The sequence below is a fragment of the Serratia sp. CY52157 genome (assembly GCF_052168495.1).
Taxonomy (GTDB): Bacteria; Pseudomonadota; Gammaproteobacteria; order Enterobacterales; family Enterobacteriaceae; genus Serratia; species Serratia ureilytica.
Map to the genome: position 1 here is coordinate 1 of NZ_JBJNMO010000003.1, position 18,605 is coordinate 18,605.

An 18,605-nucleotide genomic window follows, 5' to 3' on the forward strand; every position below is an offset into this window, starting at 1 on the left:
GCAATAGCGCGGTGGTCCCACCTGACCCCATGCCGAACTCAGAAGTGAAACGCCGTAGCGCCGATGGTAGTGTGGGGTCTCCCCATGCGAGAGTAGGACACTGCCAGGCATCAAATAAAGCCGAAAGCCCTGAACTGACGTTCAGGGCTTTTTGCTATGCGTAAAACGCAAAAAAGCGCAGCTACGCTGCGCTGCTTTCTCCTCCTTCTTCTCCGTCAGCGAGCCAGAGAAAAGGCCCCGAAGGGCCTTTGATTAGGGTGTGTTTGCTTTTTTCACTTATTATTCGGTCAATGCGAGCTGCCCTGAGAAATGCCCAGCCCGGTTTGCGAACGAACAAACTGCGCCCGGAAGCGTTCCCGCTCTTGCTGCCCGGCCAGTGAGCTGTCGGTGATCGAGAACAGCCAGGTGCCGACAAAGGCCACGATCATCGAGAACAGCGCCGGGTATTCGTACGGGTAAATCGGTTTCTCATGGCCGAGGATCTGCACCCAGATCGTCGGGCCGAGGATCATCAGAATCACTGCCGTCAGCAGGCCTAACCAGCCGCCAATCATCGCGCCGCGGGTCGTCAAACGCGACCAGTACATCGACAGGATGATGATAGGGAAGTTACAGCTGGCGGCGATGGAGAACGCCAGCCCGACCATAAAGGCGATATTCTGCTTCTCGAACAAAATCCCCAGGGCAATGGCGACCAGGCCTAATACCACGACGGTGATCTTGGAGACCTTCAGCTCATCGCGCTCGGTCGCCTTGCCGTTTTTAATCACGCTGGCGTACAGATCGTGGGACACGGCCGAGGCGCCGGCCAGCGTCAGGCCCGCAACCACCGCCAGAATGGTGGCGAACGCCACCGCCGAGATAAAGCCGAGGAAGAAGTTGCCGCCAACGGCATTGGCCAGGTGCACCGCCGCCATGTTGGTGCCGCCCAGCAGCGCGCCGGTGGCGTCTTTGAACGCCGGATTGGCGCTGACCAGCAAGATGGCGCCGAAGCCAATGATAAAGGTCAGAATATAGAAGTAACCGATAAAGCCGGTGGCGTAGAACACGCTCTTGCGCGCTTCTTTGGCGTCACTCACGGTGAAGAAACGCATCAAGATGTGCGGCAGACCGGCGGTGCCGAACATCAGCGCCAGGCCAAGCGACAGCGCGGAAATTGGATCTGACACCAGCCCGCCGGGGCTCATGATGGCGATGCCTTTCGGATGCACCTTCACCGCTTCGGCGAACAGGGTATTGAAGTCGAAGTTAACCGACTTCATCACCATCAGCGCCATAAAGCTGGCGCCGGCCAGCAGCAGCACCGCTTTGATGATCTGCACCCAGGTGGTGGCCAGCATGCCGCCGAACAGCACGTACAGCACCATCAGGATACCGACCAGGATCACCGCCACATGGTAGTTGAGCCCGAACAGCAGCTGGATCAGCTTGCCGGCGCCGACCATCTGCGCGATCAGATACAACGCCACCACCACCAACGAGCCGCAGGCCGAGAGGGTGCGGATCGGTTTCTGCTGCAGACGGTAAGAGGCGACATCGGCGAAGGTATAGCGGCCGAGATTACGCAGGCGTTCCGCGATCAGGAACAGAATGATCGGCCAGCCGATGAGGAAGCCGATGGAGTAGATCAGGCCGTCATAGCCCGAGGTATAGACCAGTGCGGAGATGCCGAGGAACGAGGCGGCGGACATGAAGTCGCCGGCGATCGCCAGCCCGTTTTGCAGACCGGTGATGCGCCCGCCCGCAGTGTAGTAGTCCTGACGGGAACGGGTGCGTTTGGAGGCCCAATAGGTGATGTAGAGCGTGGCGCCGACAAACAGGATAAACATCACGATCGCCTGGATGTTCAGCGGCTGACGATGCACCTCGCCGCCAATGGCGTCGGCGCAGGCCAGGCCCGGCAGCAACAGCAGCGCGGCGGCGGACAATAAGCGCTTCATTGTTTCACCTCGCGCAGAATCTCTGCGGTGAGGCGATCGAATTCGCCGTTGGCGCGAAACACATAGATCCCGGTCAAGACGAAAGAGATCACGATCAGCCCGACGCCGACCGGGATCCCGCGGGTAATGGTCGATCCGGCGGCGATCGGCGTGCCGAGCCATTGGGGATCGAAGGCGATCAACAAGATAAAGCCGACGTACAGCGCCAGCGTAATCAGCGAAAGCAGCCAGGCGAACCGGCCGCGTTTTCTCACCAGCTCTTTAAAGCGCGGGTTTTCTTCAATCCCTTGATAAATGGTGTCATTCATCAGAGTGTCTCCAGTAGGTATTGATAGAGTACGCCGCGCCAGGGCCGCTCAACGGCGCGTTATCCGAATGAGCGGCCTGAAGCGGCGTAAATTATGACGGCACTTTCATTGATTGTTTTTCTTCCAACAGCTTGTCGACTACAGCCGGATCCGCCAGCGTGGAGGTATCCCCCAGGTTGCTGGTGTCGCCGGCGGCAATTTTGCGCAGGATACGCCGCATGATCTTGCCGGAGCGCGTTTTGGGCAGCGAGTCTGTCCAGTGCAGCACGTCCGGCGTGGCGATCGGCCCTATCTCTTTGCGCACCCAGTTGCGCACTTCGGCATAGAGCTCCGGCGTCGGTTCTTCGCCGTGGTTCAGCGTGATATAGGCGTAGATCGCCTGGCCTTTGATGTTATGAGGAATGCCGACCACCGCCGCTTCGGCGATTTTCGGGTGAGATACCAGCGCGGACTCGATCTCGGCGGTGCCCAAACGGTGGCCGGAGACGTTCAGCACGTCATCGACGCGGCCGGTGATCCAGTAGTAACCGTCCTCGTCGCGGCGGGCGCCGTCGCCGCTGAAATACATGCCTTTGAAGGTCGAGAAGTAGGTTTGCTCGAAGCGGTCATGATCGCCGAACAGGGTGCGCGCCTGGCCCGGCCAGGAATCGACGATCACCAGGTTGCCTTCGCAGGCGCCTTCCTGCGGCGTGCCGACATTATCGACCAGCGCCGGCTGTACGCCGAAGAAAGGCCGCGTGGCGGAACCGGCCTTCAGTTCGGTGGCGCCCGGCAGCGGGGTAATCATGAAGCCGCCGGTTTCGGTTTGCCACCAGGTGTCGACGATCGGGCATTTGGCGTTGCCTATCTTGTTGTAGTACCACTCCCAGGCTTCCGGGTTGATCGGTTCGCCGACCGAGCCCATGATGCGCAGCGAATCGCGCCGAGTGCCTTCGATCGCCTTGTCGCCTTCGGCCATCAGGGCACGAATGGCGGTCGGCGCGGTATACAGAATGTTGACCTGGTGTTTGTCTATCACCTGCGACAGACGATTGACGCCCGGATAGTTAGGTACGCCTTCGAACATCAGCGTGGTGGCGCCGCAGGCCAGCGGGCCGTACAGCAGATAGCTGTGACCGGTGACCCAGCCGACGTCGGCGGTGCACCAGTAAATGTCGCCGTCGTGATAGTCGAACACATACTTAAAGGTCATCGCGGCGTACACCAGGTAGCCGCCAGTGGTGTGCAGCACACCTTTTGGCTTGCCGGTCGAGCCGGAGGTGTACAGGATAAACAGCGGATCTTCGGCGTTCACTTCTTCCGGCGGGCAATCGGCGGAAACGCCCTGGGTCAGCTCATGCCACCACAGATCGCGCCCTTCCTGCCAGTAACCCGGTTTGCCGGTGCGCTGGAACACCACGACGTTGGCCACGCTGACCACGCCGGGGTTTTTCAGCGCATCGTCGACGTTCTTTTTCAGCGGCACGGCGCGGCCGGCGCGCAGGCCTTCATCGGCGGTGATCACCAGTTTGGCGTTGGAGTCGATAATGCGCCCGGCGACCGCTTCCGGTGAGAAGCCGCCGAAGATCACCGAATGTACGGCGCCGATGCGGGCGCAGGCCAGCATCGCGACCGCTGCTTCCGGCACCATCGGCATATAGATAGCCACCACGTCGCCTTTTTTCACGCCGAGCTTTTTCAGCACGTTGGCGAATTGGCAGACATCATGGTGCAGCTGTTTGTAGGTCACTTTCTTGGATTGGGTCGGGTCATCGCCTTCCCAGATAATGGCGGTCTGGTCGCCGCGCTCAGCCAAATGACGGTCTAGGCAGTTGGCCGCCAGGTTCAACGTGCCGTCTTCAAACCAACGGATGCTGACGTGGCCCGGATCGAACGAGGTGTTTTTGACTTTGGTATAGGGTTTGATCCAGTCCAGGATTTTGCCATGCTCACCCCAGAAAGCTTCTGGGTCTTGAACCGACTGTTGATAATACTGTTGGTATTGTGCCGGATTAATCAGGGCGCGTTCTGCAATTGCAGAAGGAATAGCGTGTTTATGCAGTTGGCTCATAGCTTTTCTCCTTGAAGTTGTTAATGATATGTCAACTGAAGGTTAAGTATAGTTTGCTACGATTCTTTGTTTCTTTTTTGCGCGGCAGATCACGCAACAAAGATATTGATTTGTAATAGTTCTGTCGCATTTGCAGTACGTATCTATCTATTTGGCGTTTAAATCATCATAAACCCGCTTTTTTAGCCAAAAACACTTATCTAAAGAACAAAAAAGAATAAACAAAGGCGAGGGTGTTTGCCTCGCGCTTAATAAGGGGGGGAGAGACCGACATTATTTCGCGCTATAAATCTTTTTTGATTATTTTTCGCTATTAATATTCGAAGTTGGTATTAACGCGATATAACGATGGACGGCACATCGTGAAATAACGTTCTATTAACGCTTAATTCCTGATGAAAACTCGGGAAATACCGTGTGGCATTCATCATGCCGAATTGTTCGATTTTTAATCGGAATATAAAACGGCGCTGCATTTATGAGTGAAAATGTCACTCGGTCAATTCCCATTTATTTGACTTTTGAGTAACAAAATATAAACATTTAATGCGGACTAAATATGCAGAATGGACGAAAAATAACGCATTTTAATCGCGTTCAAAAAAACGTCGCTGGCGCGGTTATGTGCTTCATTATATGAAAAATTATGTTTTTAATAACAAGCAATTATGCCATTTGAAATAGTTGCGCGAATTTTTTGTGATTCGATTCAGCGCTCAACCCTGACAAATCAAGGCTTGCAGAGCATGCCGCCCGGATGATACAGATTTATACTGCGTCGCACCCAGGGCAGGTGAACGCTTCCACTGAATTAACATAAGCCTGTAATAAATGATTAAGTATTCTTTTCGCCGTGTTGCGACTTTGTACGGCGCAAAGAGTCTTTGAGGACTTTTTGGGTATGAAAAGTGTAAAAATTAGCCTGGCTTGGCAAATCCTGATCGCGTTGGTGCTGGGTATTATTGTTGGCGCGGTATTGCACAACCAGACCGAATCTCGTGAGTGGCTGGTGAGCAATATTCTCAGCCCGGCGGGTGATATCTTTATTCGTCTGATTAAGATGATTGTGGTGCCGATCGTTATTTCCACGCTGATCGTCGGTATTGCCGGCGTGGGGGATGCGAAAAAGCTGGGCCGCATCGGATTGAAAACCATTATTTACTTCGAAGTGATCACCACGATCGCCATCGTGGTGGGGCTCACCTTGGCCAACGTCTTCCAACCGGGCCACGGCATCGATATGTCGACGCTGACCACGGTGGACATTTCGCAGTATGAGAAAACCACCGAACAGGTGCAAAGCGGTTCGCACAGCCTGGTGGCGACCATTCTGTCGCTGATCCCGTCGAACGTCTTCTCGTCGATGGCCAAGGGCGACATGCTGCCGATTATCTTCTTCTCGGTGCTGTTCGGTCTGGGGCTGTCGTCGTTGCCGAAAGAGACCAAAGAGCCGCTGCTGAAGGTCTTCAAGGCAGTGTCCGAGAGCATGTTCAAAGTCACCCACATGATCATGCGCTATGCGCCGATCGGGGTGTTTGGTCTGATTTCGGTCACGGTGGCGAACTTCGGTTTCGCTTCGCTGCTGCCGTTGGCCAAGCTGGTGGTGCTGGTGTACTTCGCCATCGCGTTCTTCGCCCTGGTGGTGCTGGGGGCGGTCGCTCGGCTGTGCAACCTGCGCATTTGGACGCTGATCCGCATCCTGAAAGACGAACTGATCCTGGCTTATTCCACCGCCAGTTCGGAAACGGTGCTGCCGCGCATCATCGAAAAGATGGAGGCTTACGGCGCGCCCAAGTCGATCACCAGTTTCGTGGTGCCGACCGGTTACTCCTTTAATTTGGATGGTTCGACGCTGTACCAGAGCATCGCCGCCATCTTTATCGCCCAGCTGTACGGCATCGAGCTGTCGTTGGGGCAGGAGATCGTACTGGTGCTGACGCTGATGGTGACCTCGAAAGGGATCGCCGGCGTGCCGGGCGTCTCGTTCGTGGTGCTGCTGGCGACGTTGGGCAGCGTCGGCATTCCGCTGGAAGGCCTGGCGTTTATCGCCGGCGTGGACCGTATCCTGGATATGGCGCGCACCGCGCTGAACGTCGTGGGCAACGCGCTGGCGGTACTGGTTATCGCCAAGTGGGAGCACCAGTTCGATCGCAAGAAGGCGCTGGCCTACGAAACGGAGTTCCTGGCGCAGAAGGTGAAGCCGGCCAATCAAGGCTAATCACCGGCTAGCGGGATATGAAAATCGCCCCGGGCATCCGTGCCCGGGGCGTTTTGTTTTTATGCCCTTTCAGCCTGCCACTTTCTTTTCTCTGCCTCCAATGCGTCGCTTGCATCCCCGCTTAACAGAATCTAAAGTGTTACCAAATTATTGGAAATGATAATAGATGTTATTATCATTTTCATTTGATGATGTATGGAGACACACAAAAGCCGTTGAACGGGGGCATCGCCCGTTCGGCGCTTTTATTCAGGCTTATCAAAGGTAGGTAACATGTCGGACACCGCTTTGGCCTCTGAATGGTTGCCGCTGGCGCCAGCGCAGCTTGATTTCTGGGAAGAATACACCTTGCACCCTGGGCAGACCTTATCCACCGTCGCCCATTGCACCGAACTGTGTGGCGCAATAGAGGAAGCGGCGCTCTGCCGGGCGATCGCCGCCACCCTCGCCGAGACGCAGGCGTTTGCCCTGCGCTTTGGCGAACGGCGTGGCGACCATCCACCGCCGCTACGGCACGAGCCACAGCGCATACCGTCATTGCAACGTATCGATCTGCAAACGCATCGCGATCCCTGGCAGGCGGCGCAAAGCCTGATGCACGAGGATATCGCGCAGCACCGGGCGCTGCACCGCGAACCGTTAGCCGCCGCCTGGCTGCTGAAGCTGGGACCGGAGCATTACCTCTGGTACGTGCGTGCGCACCATATTCTGGTCGACGGTTTCGGCATGGCGCTAATCGAGCACCGCTGCGCCGCGCTCTATGCGCACTACCTCGGCCAGGGGAGCGCGGGCATCCCTTTGGGCGCCTTCGCCCCCTTTCAACAGGCCGAGTTGGCCTACGTCGATTCTGAACGCTGCGAGCGCGATCGGCGCTTTTGGCAGGCCTATCTGCCGCCGTCGCAGGCGCTGCCGACGGTGCGTAAGGGCGGCGGTGAGTATGGCGTGCGACGCTTGAGCGTCAACCGTCGGTTGCCGACAGAAGTCGCGCAACGTCTGGCGCAGCAGTCGGAACGCAGTGGCATCAATTGGCCCGACTTGCTGGTGGCGCTGTCGGCGGCCTGGCTGTTTCAGGTGATGCCGCGCTGTACCCGGCAAGGAGATACGCTGCCGATGTGGATGCCGGCGCTGAATCGTCGTGGACAGGCCGCCACCAACGTGCCTTCGCTGGCGGTCAACACTCTGCCGCTGCTGGTGTCACCGCCGCAAGCGGAGACGCTGGGGAGCTTTCTCACCACGCTGACGCAGCAGCTGCGCGAGCTGCGCAGCCACGGCGGCTACCGCCTGCGCCAACTGGCCGCCGATCGCGGCGTGGATCCGGACTCGCGCTTCTTTATTTCCCCTTTCATCAACGTGCAGCCCTTCGATACGCCCCGTTTTACCGGCTGCAGCGGTACGCGCAGCGTATTGGCCGGCGGCTCGGGCGACGGTTTCAACCTGACTTATCGCGGCCGCACCGACGCCCGCGATCTGCAGGTGGATATCGATATTTATCTGGAACAGTTCCCGACGGAGGATGCGCTGGACTATGGCGAGGCGCTGCAAGAATTTCTGCTGCGCGCGCTGCAGCGGGAAGCCTGGGAGCAACCGCTCGCGGCCCTGACGGCATTGCCCGCCTGATAATCTGCGGGCAGGGGATATCCCCGCCCGAGTGGTGTGGCTTCAGCTGGTCAGTAACGCCGCCACTTCGCGCGCATTCTTGCACTGCAAGAGCGCACTGCTCACCAGCCGGGTGCCGAAAGCGTCATTGAGGCGCTCCGCCACCTGTTTGATATGCGGCAGCTTCAGCCCCATGGCGATAAACGCCGTCTCTTCTCCCCATTCCGGGCGCGGCGTCACGCCGATCGCCTGCCAATAGATGGTCAGGATCTCTGCGCTGCGCGCCAAAGGCGCGTTCGGCGGCGGGGCTGCGCAGGCGTTCAGCGCCGGCGCGGTTTGCCGCTGGCTCAGTTCGGCGCGGATACGATGGCGGTCGGTTTTGCCGTTGGCAGACAGCGGCAGCGCCTCGGCGTGGATAAAGCGCGTGGGAATATGGGTACAGGGCAGATAGCCGGTGGCGAAGGCGCGGATCTCGGACAGCGGCAGCGGCTTGCCGTCGCGGGTCAGATACAGGGCGCCGAGCGCCGCCTCGTTGTTCTCTCCGCTGGGATAATCCACGACCACCATATCCCGGATCGCCGGATGGCGGCGCAGCACGTCTTCGATTTCCGGCAGCGAGACGCGCACGCCGCGGATCTTCACATAGCCGTTCACCCGGGTGGCGAACATGATGTTGCCGTCCGCACGGTAATAGCCCTGATCGCCGGTACGGAAAGCGCGCAGCGGCTGCCCGTCCGGCCCTGCGAGGGTGACGAAGTCGTGCTGCTTCAGCTCCCCCTGCTCCAGATAGCCCAACGCCAGGTTGACCCCGGCGGTATGGATGCAGCCGACCACGCCGGCCGGGCAGTGGCTGCCGTCGTCATGGCAGATGAAATAGCGGTTGGCCGGCAGCGGGCGGCCGTAAGGCACGGTGCCGCTCTCCTGCGGGGCGATCGGGTGCCAGATGCTCCAGATGGTGGTTTCGGTCGGCCCGCCGAGTGAGAACAGCGCGAGATCCGGGCGCAAGGTGCGCAGGGTTTGCACCGTCGCCGGCTTGATGTAGTCGCCGCCCTGCGCCACCAGGCGCAGCGAGCGCAGGCTGTCGGCCGTTTTACAGGTGAGCAGCATCTCCAGAATGGCGGGCACCGAGCACCACAGGCTGACCCGATGTTTTTCCACCAACTGGTTCCAACTGATGGCGTCTTTTTCCTGATGCGGCGCCGGCAGCACCAGCGTGGCGCCGGCGCACAGCGAACCGAACAGATCGAACATCGACATGTCATGGTGCGGCGGCGTCACGGAAATAAAGACGTCGTCGGCGGTGACTCTCCAGCGCTGTTGGGTTTGGTGCACGACGTTGGCGGTGGCGCGGTTGTTGAGCACCACGCACTTGGGTTTACCGGTGGTGCCGGAGGTATACAGGTAATAGCTCGCGGCTTGGCTGGCGCTGCGTTCCGCCAACGCCTGTTCATCCGGCAGCGCGGGCGCGCGATCCGTCGGCGTCAGCAGGGTAGCCGGCGTCACGCCGATCGGCGTCTCCAGATCGCCGCCGTGTACCACCAGCGTCGGCCGGCAGTTCTCCAGCAGGTAGGCGGTGCGCTCCGGCGGCGAGTTGATGTCGATAGGCACCCAGATCACCCCCTGCAGGGCGCAGGCGAGGCTGAAGATGATCTGTTCCGGGCTGCGCGGCAAATACAGCGCCACCACGTTGCCCGGCTGTACGCCGCGGCTCTGCAGGTTGGCGATCGCCGTGGCGATCCGCTGGCCCAGCTCGCGATAGGTCAGCGTCTGCTCGCCACAGATAAGCGCGTTGCCGCCGTTATGCGCGCCGAACAGCCGCTCGGCCAGCTGCGCCAGATAAGGATAAGGCGCGTAATTCGCTTCGCTGTCGTTGTGGCGGTAATGCGCCAGATCGATGAAATCTCGCGGGGCGATCGCCAGATCGGCGCGTTGGCAACTGTGCAGGATGCGCCGCTGCAAGGCCGCCAGCATGGCCGCTACCTGCTCGCCGTGCAGCGCCTGCTCGGCGTAATCCACGCACAGCTGCAGGTTTTTTTCGCTGTCCAGCGTCAGACGGATATCAATGGCGACCTGCGGCGTTTGGGTCAGGCCATCGTGGAAGCGCACCGGCGCCTCGGCCGGCAGCGTTTCCCAACCCAAACAGTTGGTCAGGATCACCGGCAGCGCCGGGCCGCCCTGGCTTTGGCCGAGCAACTGCCGCGCCAGATCGACGCCGGAAAACGCCAGGTGATCGAGCGCGCCGAGCACATCGTCCTGCAAGGCTTGCGCGCGCTGGATAAAGTCTTCGCCATAGCGCGAATAGCGCACCGCCACGAAGCTGGAGGCGTTGCCCAGCGCGCCGTCGGCGGCGGGGAACGCCACCGGCACCCCGACGCACAGCTCCCCGTCGGTGGTCCAGTGGGCCAGCGTATCGAGGATCAGCGCCGAGAGCAGGCTGTTGCGCAGCAGCGCATGCGGCGATCCCAGGCGGCCGAGTTGTTTGACCGTGTCGTGCGGCAGCGTCAGGGTGGCGCGGCGATAGCGTGATGCGGTGAGATTGGCGAGCGGGGCGCGCCACGGCAACGCCGACGGGGTGGTGACATCCTGCAGCTTCTCGCGCCAATAGGCGGCATCGGCCTGGCGTTGCGCCGCCGATGCCGCAGGGGGCGGCAGCGCGGCGGCGGTCGGCGTCAGAGGGCGATCGTCGAACAGGCGCGCGATCACGGCGGAGATCCCCTGGCCGTCGAGGATCAAGGCATCAAAGCTGGTAAAGATCAGCGTATCGTACGGCGATCCCGTCGGATCCTGCTGTTCGGCAAGTTGGATCACGGCGATGCGCCACAGCGGTTGGCTCGGATCGTGGCGCTGGTGGGAGTAACGCTCGCGCAGTTGTTCCGTCTGGCGCTGCGCCGCTTCGTCATCCAGCGAGCGCAGGTCGTGGCGATCCAGATGCAGCGTGATTTCCGGGCGCACGTGCTGCGTGCCGCGCTGCACATCGATGCAGGTGCGCAACGCCGGGTAGTGCTGTACCAGCTCGGCCAGGCGCGCTTCAAGGCGCGGCACATCCCGCTGCCGGGCGCGGTATTCGCGGAAGTCGTGCATCGCCACGCCGCCGAGCGGCCATCGATCGCTGCGGCCGAGAAGATAGGCCTGCTGCAGTGCGGTTAATGGTGTCTCCATGGTGCTTCCCTATAGTCGCTAACCGATTAAAACGTGCCGGACGTCGCGCGCCCGGAAACCGATCTCAGTGCTGCGGCGCCAGCGCGGCGAGCAGCGTTTTCGCATGCCGTCCTGCCTCAGGCGAGCGTTGGCAGATCAATGCCGCCAGCGTCGCCGGAGAGGGATGCGCCGCCAGATCCTGCGCCGTCAGCGCCGCCGCCAGATATTTGTTGAGCACCGTCAGCAGCGCGTTCACCCCAGCATCCGGCAGGGCCAAGCGGTGGATATCGTCGTGGTCGCGCAAGTCGGCCTCGGGAGCCACCCGCGCCAGCAGCCGGTGCAACACCTGGCGCACCGGCGCCTGCTGCGCCAGCGCGTCGGGGGTACACTGCGCCAGCAGTTGCGACAGCGGGCGATCGAACGCCCCCGCTTGCCGCACGGCCAGGTGCAGCAGCGCCCGGTAACAGGCCAGCAGGCGTGGCAACACGTGCTCGGGAAACGCGTCCAGCCGCACGTCCCAGTTGATCAGAATGCCGTCGTCGACATGGGCGACCTGCGCATCCAGCGCGACCTGCGGCCCCTGAGAGATGACCCAGCCGAGAGGGCCGAAGGTGTCGGCGACCCGTTCGGAAAACAGCGTCTTGCCGCGGATGCCGAAACCGGCGGTAAACACCACCGGCGAAGGCTGCAGGCTGCCGTGCAGGCGTGACAGATCGCGCATCACACTGACGCCGGGATAATCCGCATGCTCGATCAGCTCCGCCAGCTGCGCCATCAGGCGTTGGCAGAAGGCATTCAGGTTTTCCGTCGGGTTCAATTCCACGCCGAGCAATACCAGATTAGAGAAGTCGCCGACGAGGCGATGCGCGTCTTCCCGTTCGCTCTCGCGGTGGAACAGCGGCACGTTGAGCCGGAAGCGCGTCATGTTCCAACCCTGGCCGACGGCCAGCGCGAACAGCGCCAGAAACAGCGTCGAGAGGGAGGTGTGGTGCCGCTTGGCCACGCTCTCCAGCGCGCGGCTTTCTTCTGCATTCAACTGGATGGCCAAACGATCGCTGCGGCAGCGATCCGGCGTGCGCAGCAGGCGCGGCGCCGGCGGCACCTGCGCCAGGCGAGCACGCCACCAACGCTGGCCGCGTTCGCGCCGCTGGCGCAGCGCCTCGTCGGCGTTGCGTCGTTCGAGGTGATCGAAGTAGGCCGGCGGCGCGTCATGGGAGGGCACCGCCGGACACTGGTGATAAAACGCCGCCAGATCCTCCATCAGCAGGCGAAAGCTCATGGCATCGCCGGCGATCATGTCGAGATCGACGTGCAAGCGGCTGCGTCCCGCCGGCAGCAGGCTCAGGCTGATATCGCAGGGAACGCCCTGTTCCAGCGGCAGCAGCTGGGTGCTTTTCGCCTGGCGTTTGGCGTCGAGCGCGGCCGCCAGCGTCGCTTCATCGGCGTGTCGCCAGTCGTCGAGATGCAAGGTATGCCGGGGACCGGGGGGCGCGATCGTCTGTTGGCCATCGTCGGTAATGCGCAGGCGCAGCAGCGGATGATGCAGGTACAACATCTCTACGGCCTGGCGGAGCCGAGCGGCATCCAGCTCGCCGCCGTCGAACTCCGCATACAGGTGGGCGGCCATGCCGCCCAGAGGGGGAGCGGACTGTCGGCCTACCCAATAGGCGGCCTGCATCGTGGTTAACGCTTTCATCGGGTATCCATTTTGATTCAGCCAACGAGACTGCAAGAATATATCCAAATGTTAATAGGAATGAAAATTATTATTATTTGATCCATTTGGCGCACGGGTGCTATCTATAAGGCGTTTTAGCAACACCGAGCAGAGAGGGCGTTGGGTGTGAATAATTTATCTATATTATTCTTAGCATTGAAATGATTGCTTGTTATTGCAGCGCTCGTTTTTCCTGCGAAAGTATAAGGGTTTCTGGCAGTTATCTTGTCAGCCCTCACACCTTTGTTGATAATGATTTGCATTAGAAAATGCAAAATATTATCATTCTTAACATTATTTTACGTTTTTATACAAGCTGCCGGCCGCTCCGCCGGCGGCTTGGCCGTGGACGGGGCCGCGCCCGTTCGGCCGCGAAAGACATGGGTTTGCCGCAGGGATAAGCAACAGCAAGGCCGGGAAGGCCGCAGCGTCATGATCTGTGTGAGTGTCGATGTAGGTTGTGTAAAAAAAAATCAAATTTTGTGCACCTCTGGGATGAAAGGAGAAGACATCTATGGGCAAGCATTTTGCGGCTCAACGGCATGAAAGCGTAGGAAACGGGGAAAAGGCGGGGTTGAAAGCCATTGGGGCATTTTCCTCCGTATTTTTAGGGGTTTGTTCACTGGCGATCGGTAACGTCAACGCGGCGGAAACGAAGAGCAACGAAACCTACCAGGACGCGGAAACGCTGCTGGTCACCGGTGAGAAGATCAAACGGTCCATTTTCGACACCGGCTCCAGCGTGCAGGTGTTCGACAGCAACCGCATCGCCTCGATGCCCGATGCGGTGCAGATCCCCGATCTGCTGCGCATGACCCCCAACGTGGTGGATTTGGGCATCGGCAACGAACTGCCGACCGTGCGCGGCATCGACGGTTCCGGCCCGAACGTCGGCGCCAACGCTTTCCTCAGCGGCACCCGCCCGCGCCTCAATCTGTCATTGGACGGCCGTTCGCTGACTTATAACGAACAGGCGTTCGGTCCGCAGTCGCTGTGGGATCTGGATCGCGTCGAAGTGTTCCTCGGCCCGCAAAGCTACATCCAGGGGCGCAACGCCATCGCCGGCGCCATCGTCATGGCCAGTAAGGATCCGACCTTTGAGTGGGAAAGCGCCTTCAAGGGCGGGGCCGGCAACCAGCACTCTTCACAGTTGGCGGCCATGGCGTCCGGCCCGCTGGTGGAAGATCAGCTGGCGTTCCGCGTCAGCGTCGATCGCCAGCGCCGCCGCAGCGAAGCCGATCTGCCGGCCTATGCGCCGGTAGGCGATCCGCGCGAAGTGGAAGCCACCACCGCCCGCGCCAAGCTGTTGTTCAACCCGGCCGGCCTGCGCGATCTGACCACCAAGCTGACCTTCAACCACTTCGGCAGCACCGCGCCGCAGAACGAAAGCCTTAACCCGCAGCCGCATCCGACCAACCCGCGCCACGATCCGCGCCGCGCCGTGTTCAAAAGCAACATGAACAGCACCATCTGGGATCTGGCCTGGGAGCAGTCCGACGCACTGACGTTGGAAAACCGCGTTATCTACACCGACTTCAACATCAACCGTCCGACCGCTTACAACATCCAATACGCCGAGATCGACGGTCAGGAAGTTCACGTGGAGCCGGTGGTGCGCTTCGGCGGCGCGGACAGCCGCCTGCACGGGCTGGCGGGGCTGCGTTACTTCCACGGCACGCAGGATGAGTTCGTCAACATCTTCGGCGGCTCGACCTTCAAGGATAAAACCGATACCCATTCGGCGTTCGCCGAGCTGACCTATGCGTTGACGCCGCAGGTGGACGTGACCGCCGCCAGCCGTCTGGAGCGCGAACACCGTCGCCGCGACGGCGGCAGCCAGGCGGTGCGCATCGATTTCGATGAAACCTACACCGTGTTCCTGCCGAAGCTGGACGTGGCCTGGAAACCGACGGATACCCAAACCTACGGCGCCAAGATCGCACGTGGCTATAACGCCGGCGGCGGCGGCATCACTATCGGCACGCCGGTGGTCAGCTACACCTACGGTTCCGAGTATGTCTGGAACTACGAGCTGTACACCCGCCATCACCTGAAAGACGCCAACGTGGTGCTGACGGGTAACATCTTCTACAACGATTACAAGGATATGCAGCTGCCGTACTCGCTGGGCGAGAACTCCAGCGTGATCCGCAACGCCGACAAGGTGGAAACCTACGGCGCGGAAATCGGCGCCACCTGGCAGCCGCGCTGGGATTTCGAACTGTTCGGCAACCTCGGCCTGTTGAAAACCGACATCAAGAAGTTCTCAGGCAGCGGCGTGGAAGGGCATGAGCTGGCGCGCGCGCCGGCTTACACCGCCAACATGGGCGCCAAATATCAATTCCTGAAAGGGTGGGAGCTGAGCAGCAACGTGGCGTTTACCGACTCCTACTATTCGCAATACGACAACGACTCGCGCGGGCTGATCGGCTCCTATTGGACGGCCAACGCCCAGCTGGCTTACACCTTTGACTACGGTCGCGCCACGCTGTATGCGAAAAACCTGTTTGATTCCGACCGCCGCGAGATGGTCAGAAGCAATGACATTTACACGGCGACGCTCCAGCGAGGCCGCCTGGTCGGCGCAGCGGTTGAGCTGACTTTCTAACGCTATCGCGGTGACGGGGGACGAATGTCCCCCGTTTTATGCGCTATCCCGGCACGGCCGGGCAAAGGAGATAACGCAGTGATCGGTGATTTTGACAGCATTCTGAGCGATGAAGAGGCCCAGCGGCTGGAGAGCGCGTTTCAGGCGCTGGGCGCGGGGGCGGCGAACGGCGAGCGGCCGGTAAGCGAAGCCGAAGAACGGGCATGGTTTGCCCATCTGCAGCAGGGTGACGCACGCGGGCAGCGGGCGCTGGCCTGGCGCCTGACGGGAGAGGTGGATATCGCCCAACTGACGGCGGCGCTGCAGGCGCTGGTGCGGGAAACGCCGGGCGTGAACGTGCATTACGTTTTTGATGACGAAAACGGTCTGATTAAACGCGCCGCCGATTCGGCGCCGTTGCCGGTGAGTCTGCGTCAGGTGGCGGATGAACAACACGCCATGGATTGCCTGCTGCAGGCGCAGGCGGCGCCGTTTGAACTGGAAGGCGAAGCGCCGCTGCGCTTCTTGCTGTTGCTCACGTCGGGCGGTGACGTGATGTTGGGCGCGGTATTGCATGACATCCTGACGGAAACGCTGCCGTGGCGCCACCTGCCGGCGATGTTGTCCGCCCGCTATAACGGAGATGCGATGCCTCTGCCTTTCGCGGCGGAGCCGGTCGAGCCGCCGGAAATCCCGGAGCCACAGCTGCCCTGGGCGCGCCAGGCGGTCTCGCTGCAGGATTACCGCAGCCCGGCGCAGCGTGCTGAAGCGTTGCCGCCGGTGGGTGGGCGCGTGGTCACGCGCATTGCGCGCTCGCTGTTGCCCGCCAATGACGCGCCGCGGGTGTTGCTGGCGGCGGTGGCGGCGCGTTTTGCCGAGTTCATCGCCGCGCAGGCCGGCGGGCAAGCGGTGCAGCTGTGCGTGCCGGCGGCAGAAACGGCGGAGTGCGTCGGTCTGGAGCTGGGCCTGACGGCAGCGCCGCTGATGCGCCTGACCGTACGTCACGGCGACGGCGATGCCGGGCAACGGCTGCTGGCGCAGCCCGTGGCTGAACAGCCGGATCCGCAGCGGGCGCAGCTGCTGGTGGCCTGGCGCGACGATCTGGCTGCAGAGTGGCGGTTGGAAGGCGTTCACGCCGAACGCCTGTTGCTGCCGCCGCTGCATACGCCGTTTGAACTGGCGCTGCTGTTGAGCTCGCCCGAGGCGGAAACGCTGACGCTGGAGCTGGTCACCGATCCGCGTCTGTCTCCGCACGCGGCGCCTTTCCTGCTGGAGCAGTTCAGCGCGTTCCTGGCCGGGCAGCGGATTGCCGTCGCATTGCCGGCGGCTGAGGCCGTTTCCCCGGCGATGGCCGCGTCGGTGGCGAACGGCGACGCGGACGAAAGCATTGCATCACTGATTTTGCAGGCGTTCAGCGAGGCGCTGGCGGCGCCGGAAATGACCCTGGATGAAGATTTCTTCGATCGCGGCGGCCATTCGCTGGTCGCCACCCGGGTGATCGGCCGCTTGCTGAGCCTGCATCAGATCGAAATCAACATTAACGATCTGTTCAGCCATCCGACGGCGCGCGGGCTGGCGGGGTACGCCAAACGCCTGAACGTCGCGCAGCCGAATGCCGCACTGACGACCGCCGACGATCATGAGCGGGCGCAGGCGCCGTTGTCGTTGGCGCAGGAATCGTTGTGGAAGGTGTATGAAGCCTTTGGTCATGACGAGATCTTCAACCTGCCGTTCTCTCTGCGTTTCTTCGATGAGGTGGATGAAACGGCGCTGCGTCAGGCGTTTATCGACGTCATGACTCGCCATACCGTGCTGCGTTCACGCTTCGTCGAGCAGCAGGGCGAGGTGGTGCAGGTGGTGGTGCCGGCTGCCGAACTGTCGGATTACCAATGGTTCCGCTTCTCTCAGGAAACGCCGGCGGGCAACGCCGCCGCCCTGTTGGCCGACGCCGGCCAGCACCGTTTCGATCTGGCCGCCGAGCTGCCGCTGCGCGTCACGCTGCTGCGCGATGCGGACAACGGCCAGCAGCTGCTGTCGCTGCTGTTCCACCACGTGGTATTGGATGAATGGTCGCTCAACCTGATGATGGATGAGCTGGGCGTCGCCTATCGCCATCGCGTCGTCGGCCAGGCGCCGCAGTGGAGCGGACAGCCGCCGCAGTTCCACACCTTCGCCCGGCAGCAGCGGGCCTCCGGGGTGCAGCAGCAACATCTGGATTACTGGCTCGACGCGCTGCGCGGCGCGCCGGTCGGCCAGCCGATCTTCCGGCAAGAACCGTCCACCCATCCGGCGGTGCCGGCGCCGGCGGACGTCAACGGCGGCTGGCTGGAGTTCGAGGTCGATCCCGCCGTGGCGGAAGGCCTGTATCAGCTCGCTCGCCGCAACAACGCTTCGTTGTTTAACGTAGTGTATGCCGGGATTACCTCGGCGCTGCGCCTGCTGGGCGGCCCGGCGGATCTGCTGGTGGGCACCTCGACCTCCGGCCGTAACGACGCCGAGTTCTTCGATACCGTCGGCTACTTCACCACCGTGGTGGTGCACCGCGTGCGCTTCGACGAAGGGCTGACGGTCGCCGGGTTGGTCAGTCAGGTGAAAAACACCATCAATGGCTCGCTGCCGTACACCGACATTCCGATCGACCTGGTGGAAGAAGGGCTGTTCGGCGTGGATGCCGACCGCAAAAACCACATGTTCGAAGTGTTCATCCAGATCCACAGCCGCATCAAGCTGAACGGCGAGTTCCGGCTGCAGGACGGCCGTGCGATCGCCTACCGTCAGGTGGAGCCGGAGAAAGCCGAATCGCTGCTCGGCCTGCAGTTTGAGGTGATGGAAGACGATCTGGCCGGGAAGAAATCCCTGCGGGTGATGATGACCTATCGTCAGGATCACTACAGCAGGGAGCAGGCCACTCTGATCGCCGACGGCGTTCAGCACGTCTTTACCCAGTTTGCACAGCACATCGCTGGTGATATCGCTCTGGCGGCGCTGCCGCCCGGGCCGCAGGCATGACGTTGTTTCACTCTAACCGAAAGCATGATTTTCAAGGAGATA

Annotated in this window: 9 protein-coding genes and 1 rRNA gene; 5 read left to right on the top strand and 5 right to left on the bottom strand. The window is 61.2% G+C overall.

The genetic code is table 11. The features are described from left to right. A 5S ribosomal RNA gene (gene rrf / locus ACJ8IP_RS13870) occupies positions 1–109 on the top strand; the annotation flags it as partial. Positions 110–287: 178 nt separating this feature from the next. Here rrf and actP read toward each other — a convergent pair. From actP to acs, 3 genes are all read right to left on the bottom strand, one after another. Next, positions 288–1,940 carry a cation/acetate symporter ActP gene (gene actP, locus ACJ8IP_RS13875; RefSeq protein ID WP_004930048.1) on the bottom strand — a complete coding sequence of 551 codons (1,653 nt, stop codon included), beginning with the start codon at positions 1,938–1,940 and terminating at the stop codon, positions 288–290. Next, positions 1,937–2,248, bottom strand: a complete 312-nt coding sequence (locus ACJ8IP_RS13880) for a DUF485 domain-containing protein (RefSeq protein ID WP_004930047.1) — start codon at positions 2,246–2,248, stop codon at positions 1,937–1,939. Before ACJ8IP_RS13880 ends, actP begins: the two co-directional genes overlap by 4 nt. Positions 2,249–2,339: 91 nt before the next feature. After that, on the bottom strand, positions 2,340–4,298 hold the full coding sequence (gene acs / locus ACJ8IP_RS13885; RefSeq protein WP_033652607.1) for an acetate--CoA ligase: 1,959 nt from the start codon (positions 4,296–4,298) through the stop codon (positions 2,340–2,342). A gap of 901 nt (positions 4,299–5,199) precedes the next feature. Here acs and gltP point away from each other — a divergent pair. Together gltP and ACJ8IP_RS13895 are read left to right on the top strand one after the other, a co-directional pair. Continuing rightward, on the top strand, positions 5,200–6,516 hold the full coding sequence (gene gltP, locus ACJ8IP_RS13890; RefSeq protein ID WP_033641576.1) for a glutamate/aspartate:proton symporter GltP: 1,317 nt from the start codon (positions 5,200–5,202) through the stop codon (positions 6,514–6,516). A 273-nt stretch (positions 6,517–6,789) separates the two neighbouring features. After that, positions 6,790–8,133 (top strand): condensation domain-containing protein, encoded by a 1,344-nt coding sequence (locus ACJ8IP_RS13895; protein WP_164107399.1) that lies wholly within the window; start codon positions 6,790–6,792, stop codon positions 8,131–8,133. 42 nt (positions 8,134–8,175) lie between these two features. On the opposite strand, the gene ACJ8IP_RS13900 is transcribed toward ACJ8IP_RS13895, so the two are convergent. Both ACJ8IP_RS13900 and ACJ8IP_RS13905 read right to left on the bottom strand, forming a co-directional pair. Beyond that, the gene (locus ACJ8IP_RS13900) at positions 8,176–11,271 is read right to left on the bottom strand and encodes an amino acid adenylation domain-containing protein (protein ID WP_442524430.1); all 3,096 of its coding nucleotides are present in this window, start codon (positions 11,269–11,271) and stop codon (positions 8,176–8,178) included. 64 nt (positions 11,272–11,335) lie between these two features. Next, a complete protein-coding gene (locus ACJ8IP_RS13905; RefSeq protein ID WP_164107403.1) occupies positions 11,336–12,946 on the bottom strand; it encodes a condensation domain-containing protein in 1,611 nt (536 codons plus the stop codon). Between the two features lie 535 nt (positions 12,947–13,481). On the opposite strand from ACJ8IP_RS13905, the gene ACJ8IP_RS13910 reads away from it, so the two are divergent. Together ACJ8IP_RS13910 and ACJ8IP_RS13915 are read left to right on the top strand one after the other, a co-directional pair. Then, entirely contained in the window at positions 13,482–15,575 is a 2,094-nt protein-coding gene (locus tag ACJ8IP_RS13910; protein ID WP_164107406.1) for a TonB-dependent receptor, read from the top strand. Between the two features lie 78 nt (positions 15,576–15,653). Then, a complete protein-coding gene (locus ACJ8IP_RS13915; protein ID WP_164107408.1) occupies positions 15,654–18,563 on the top strand; it encodes a condensation domain-containing protein in 2,910 nt (969 codons plus the stop codon). Positions 18,564–18,605 lie beyond the last annotated feature (42 nt).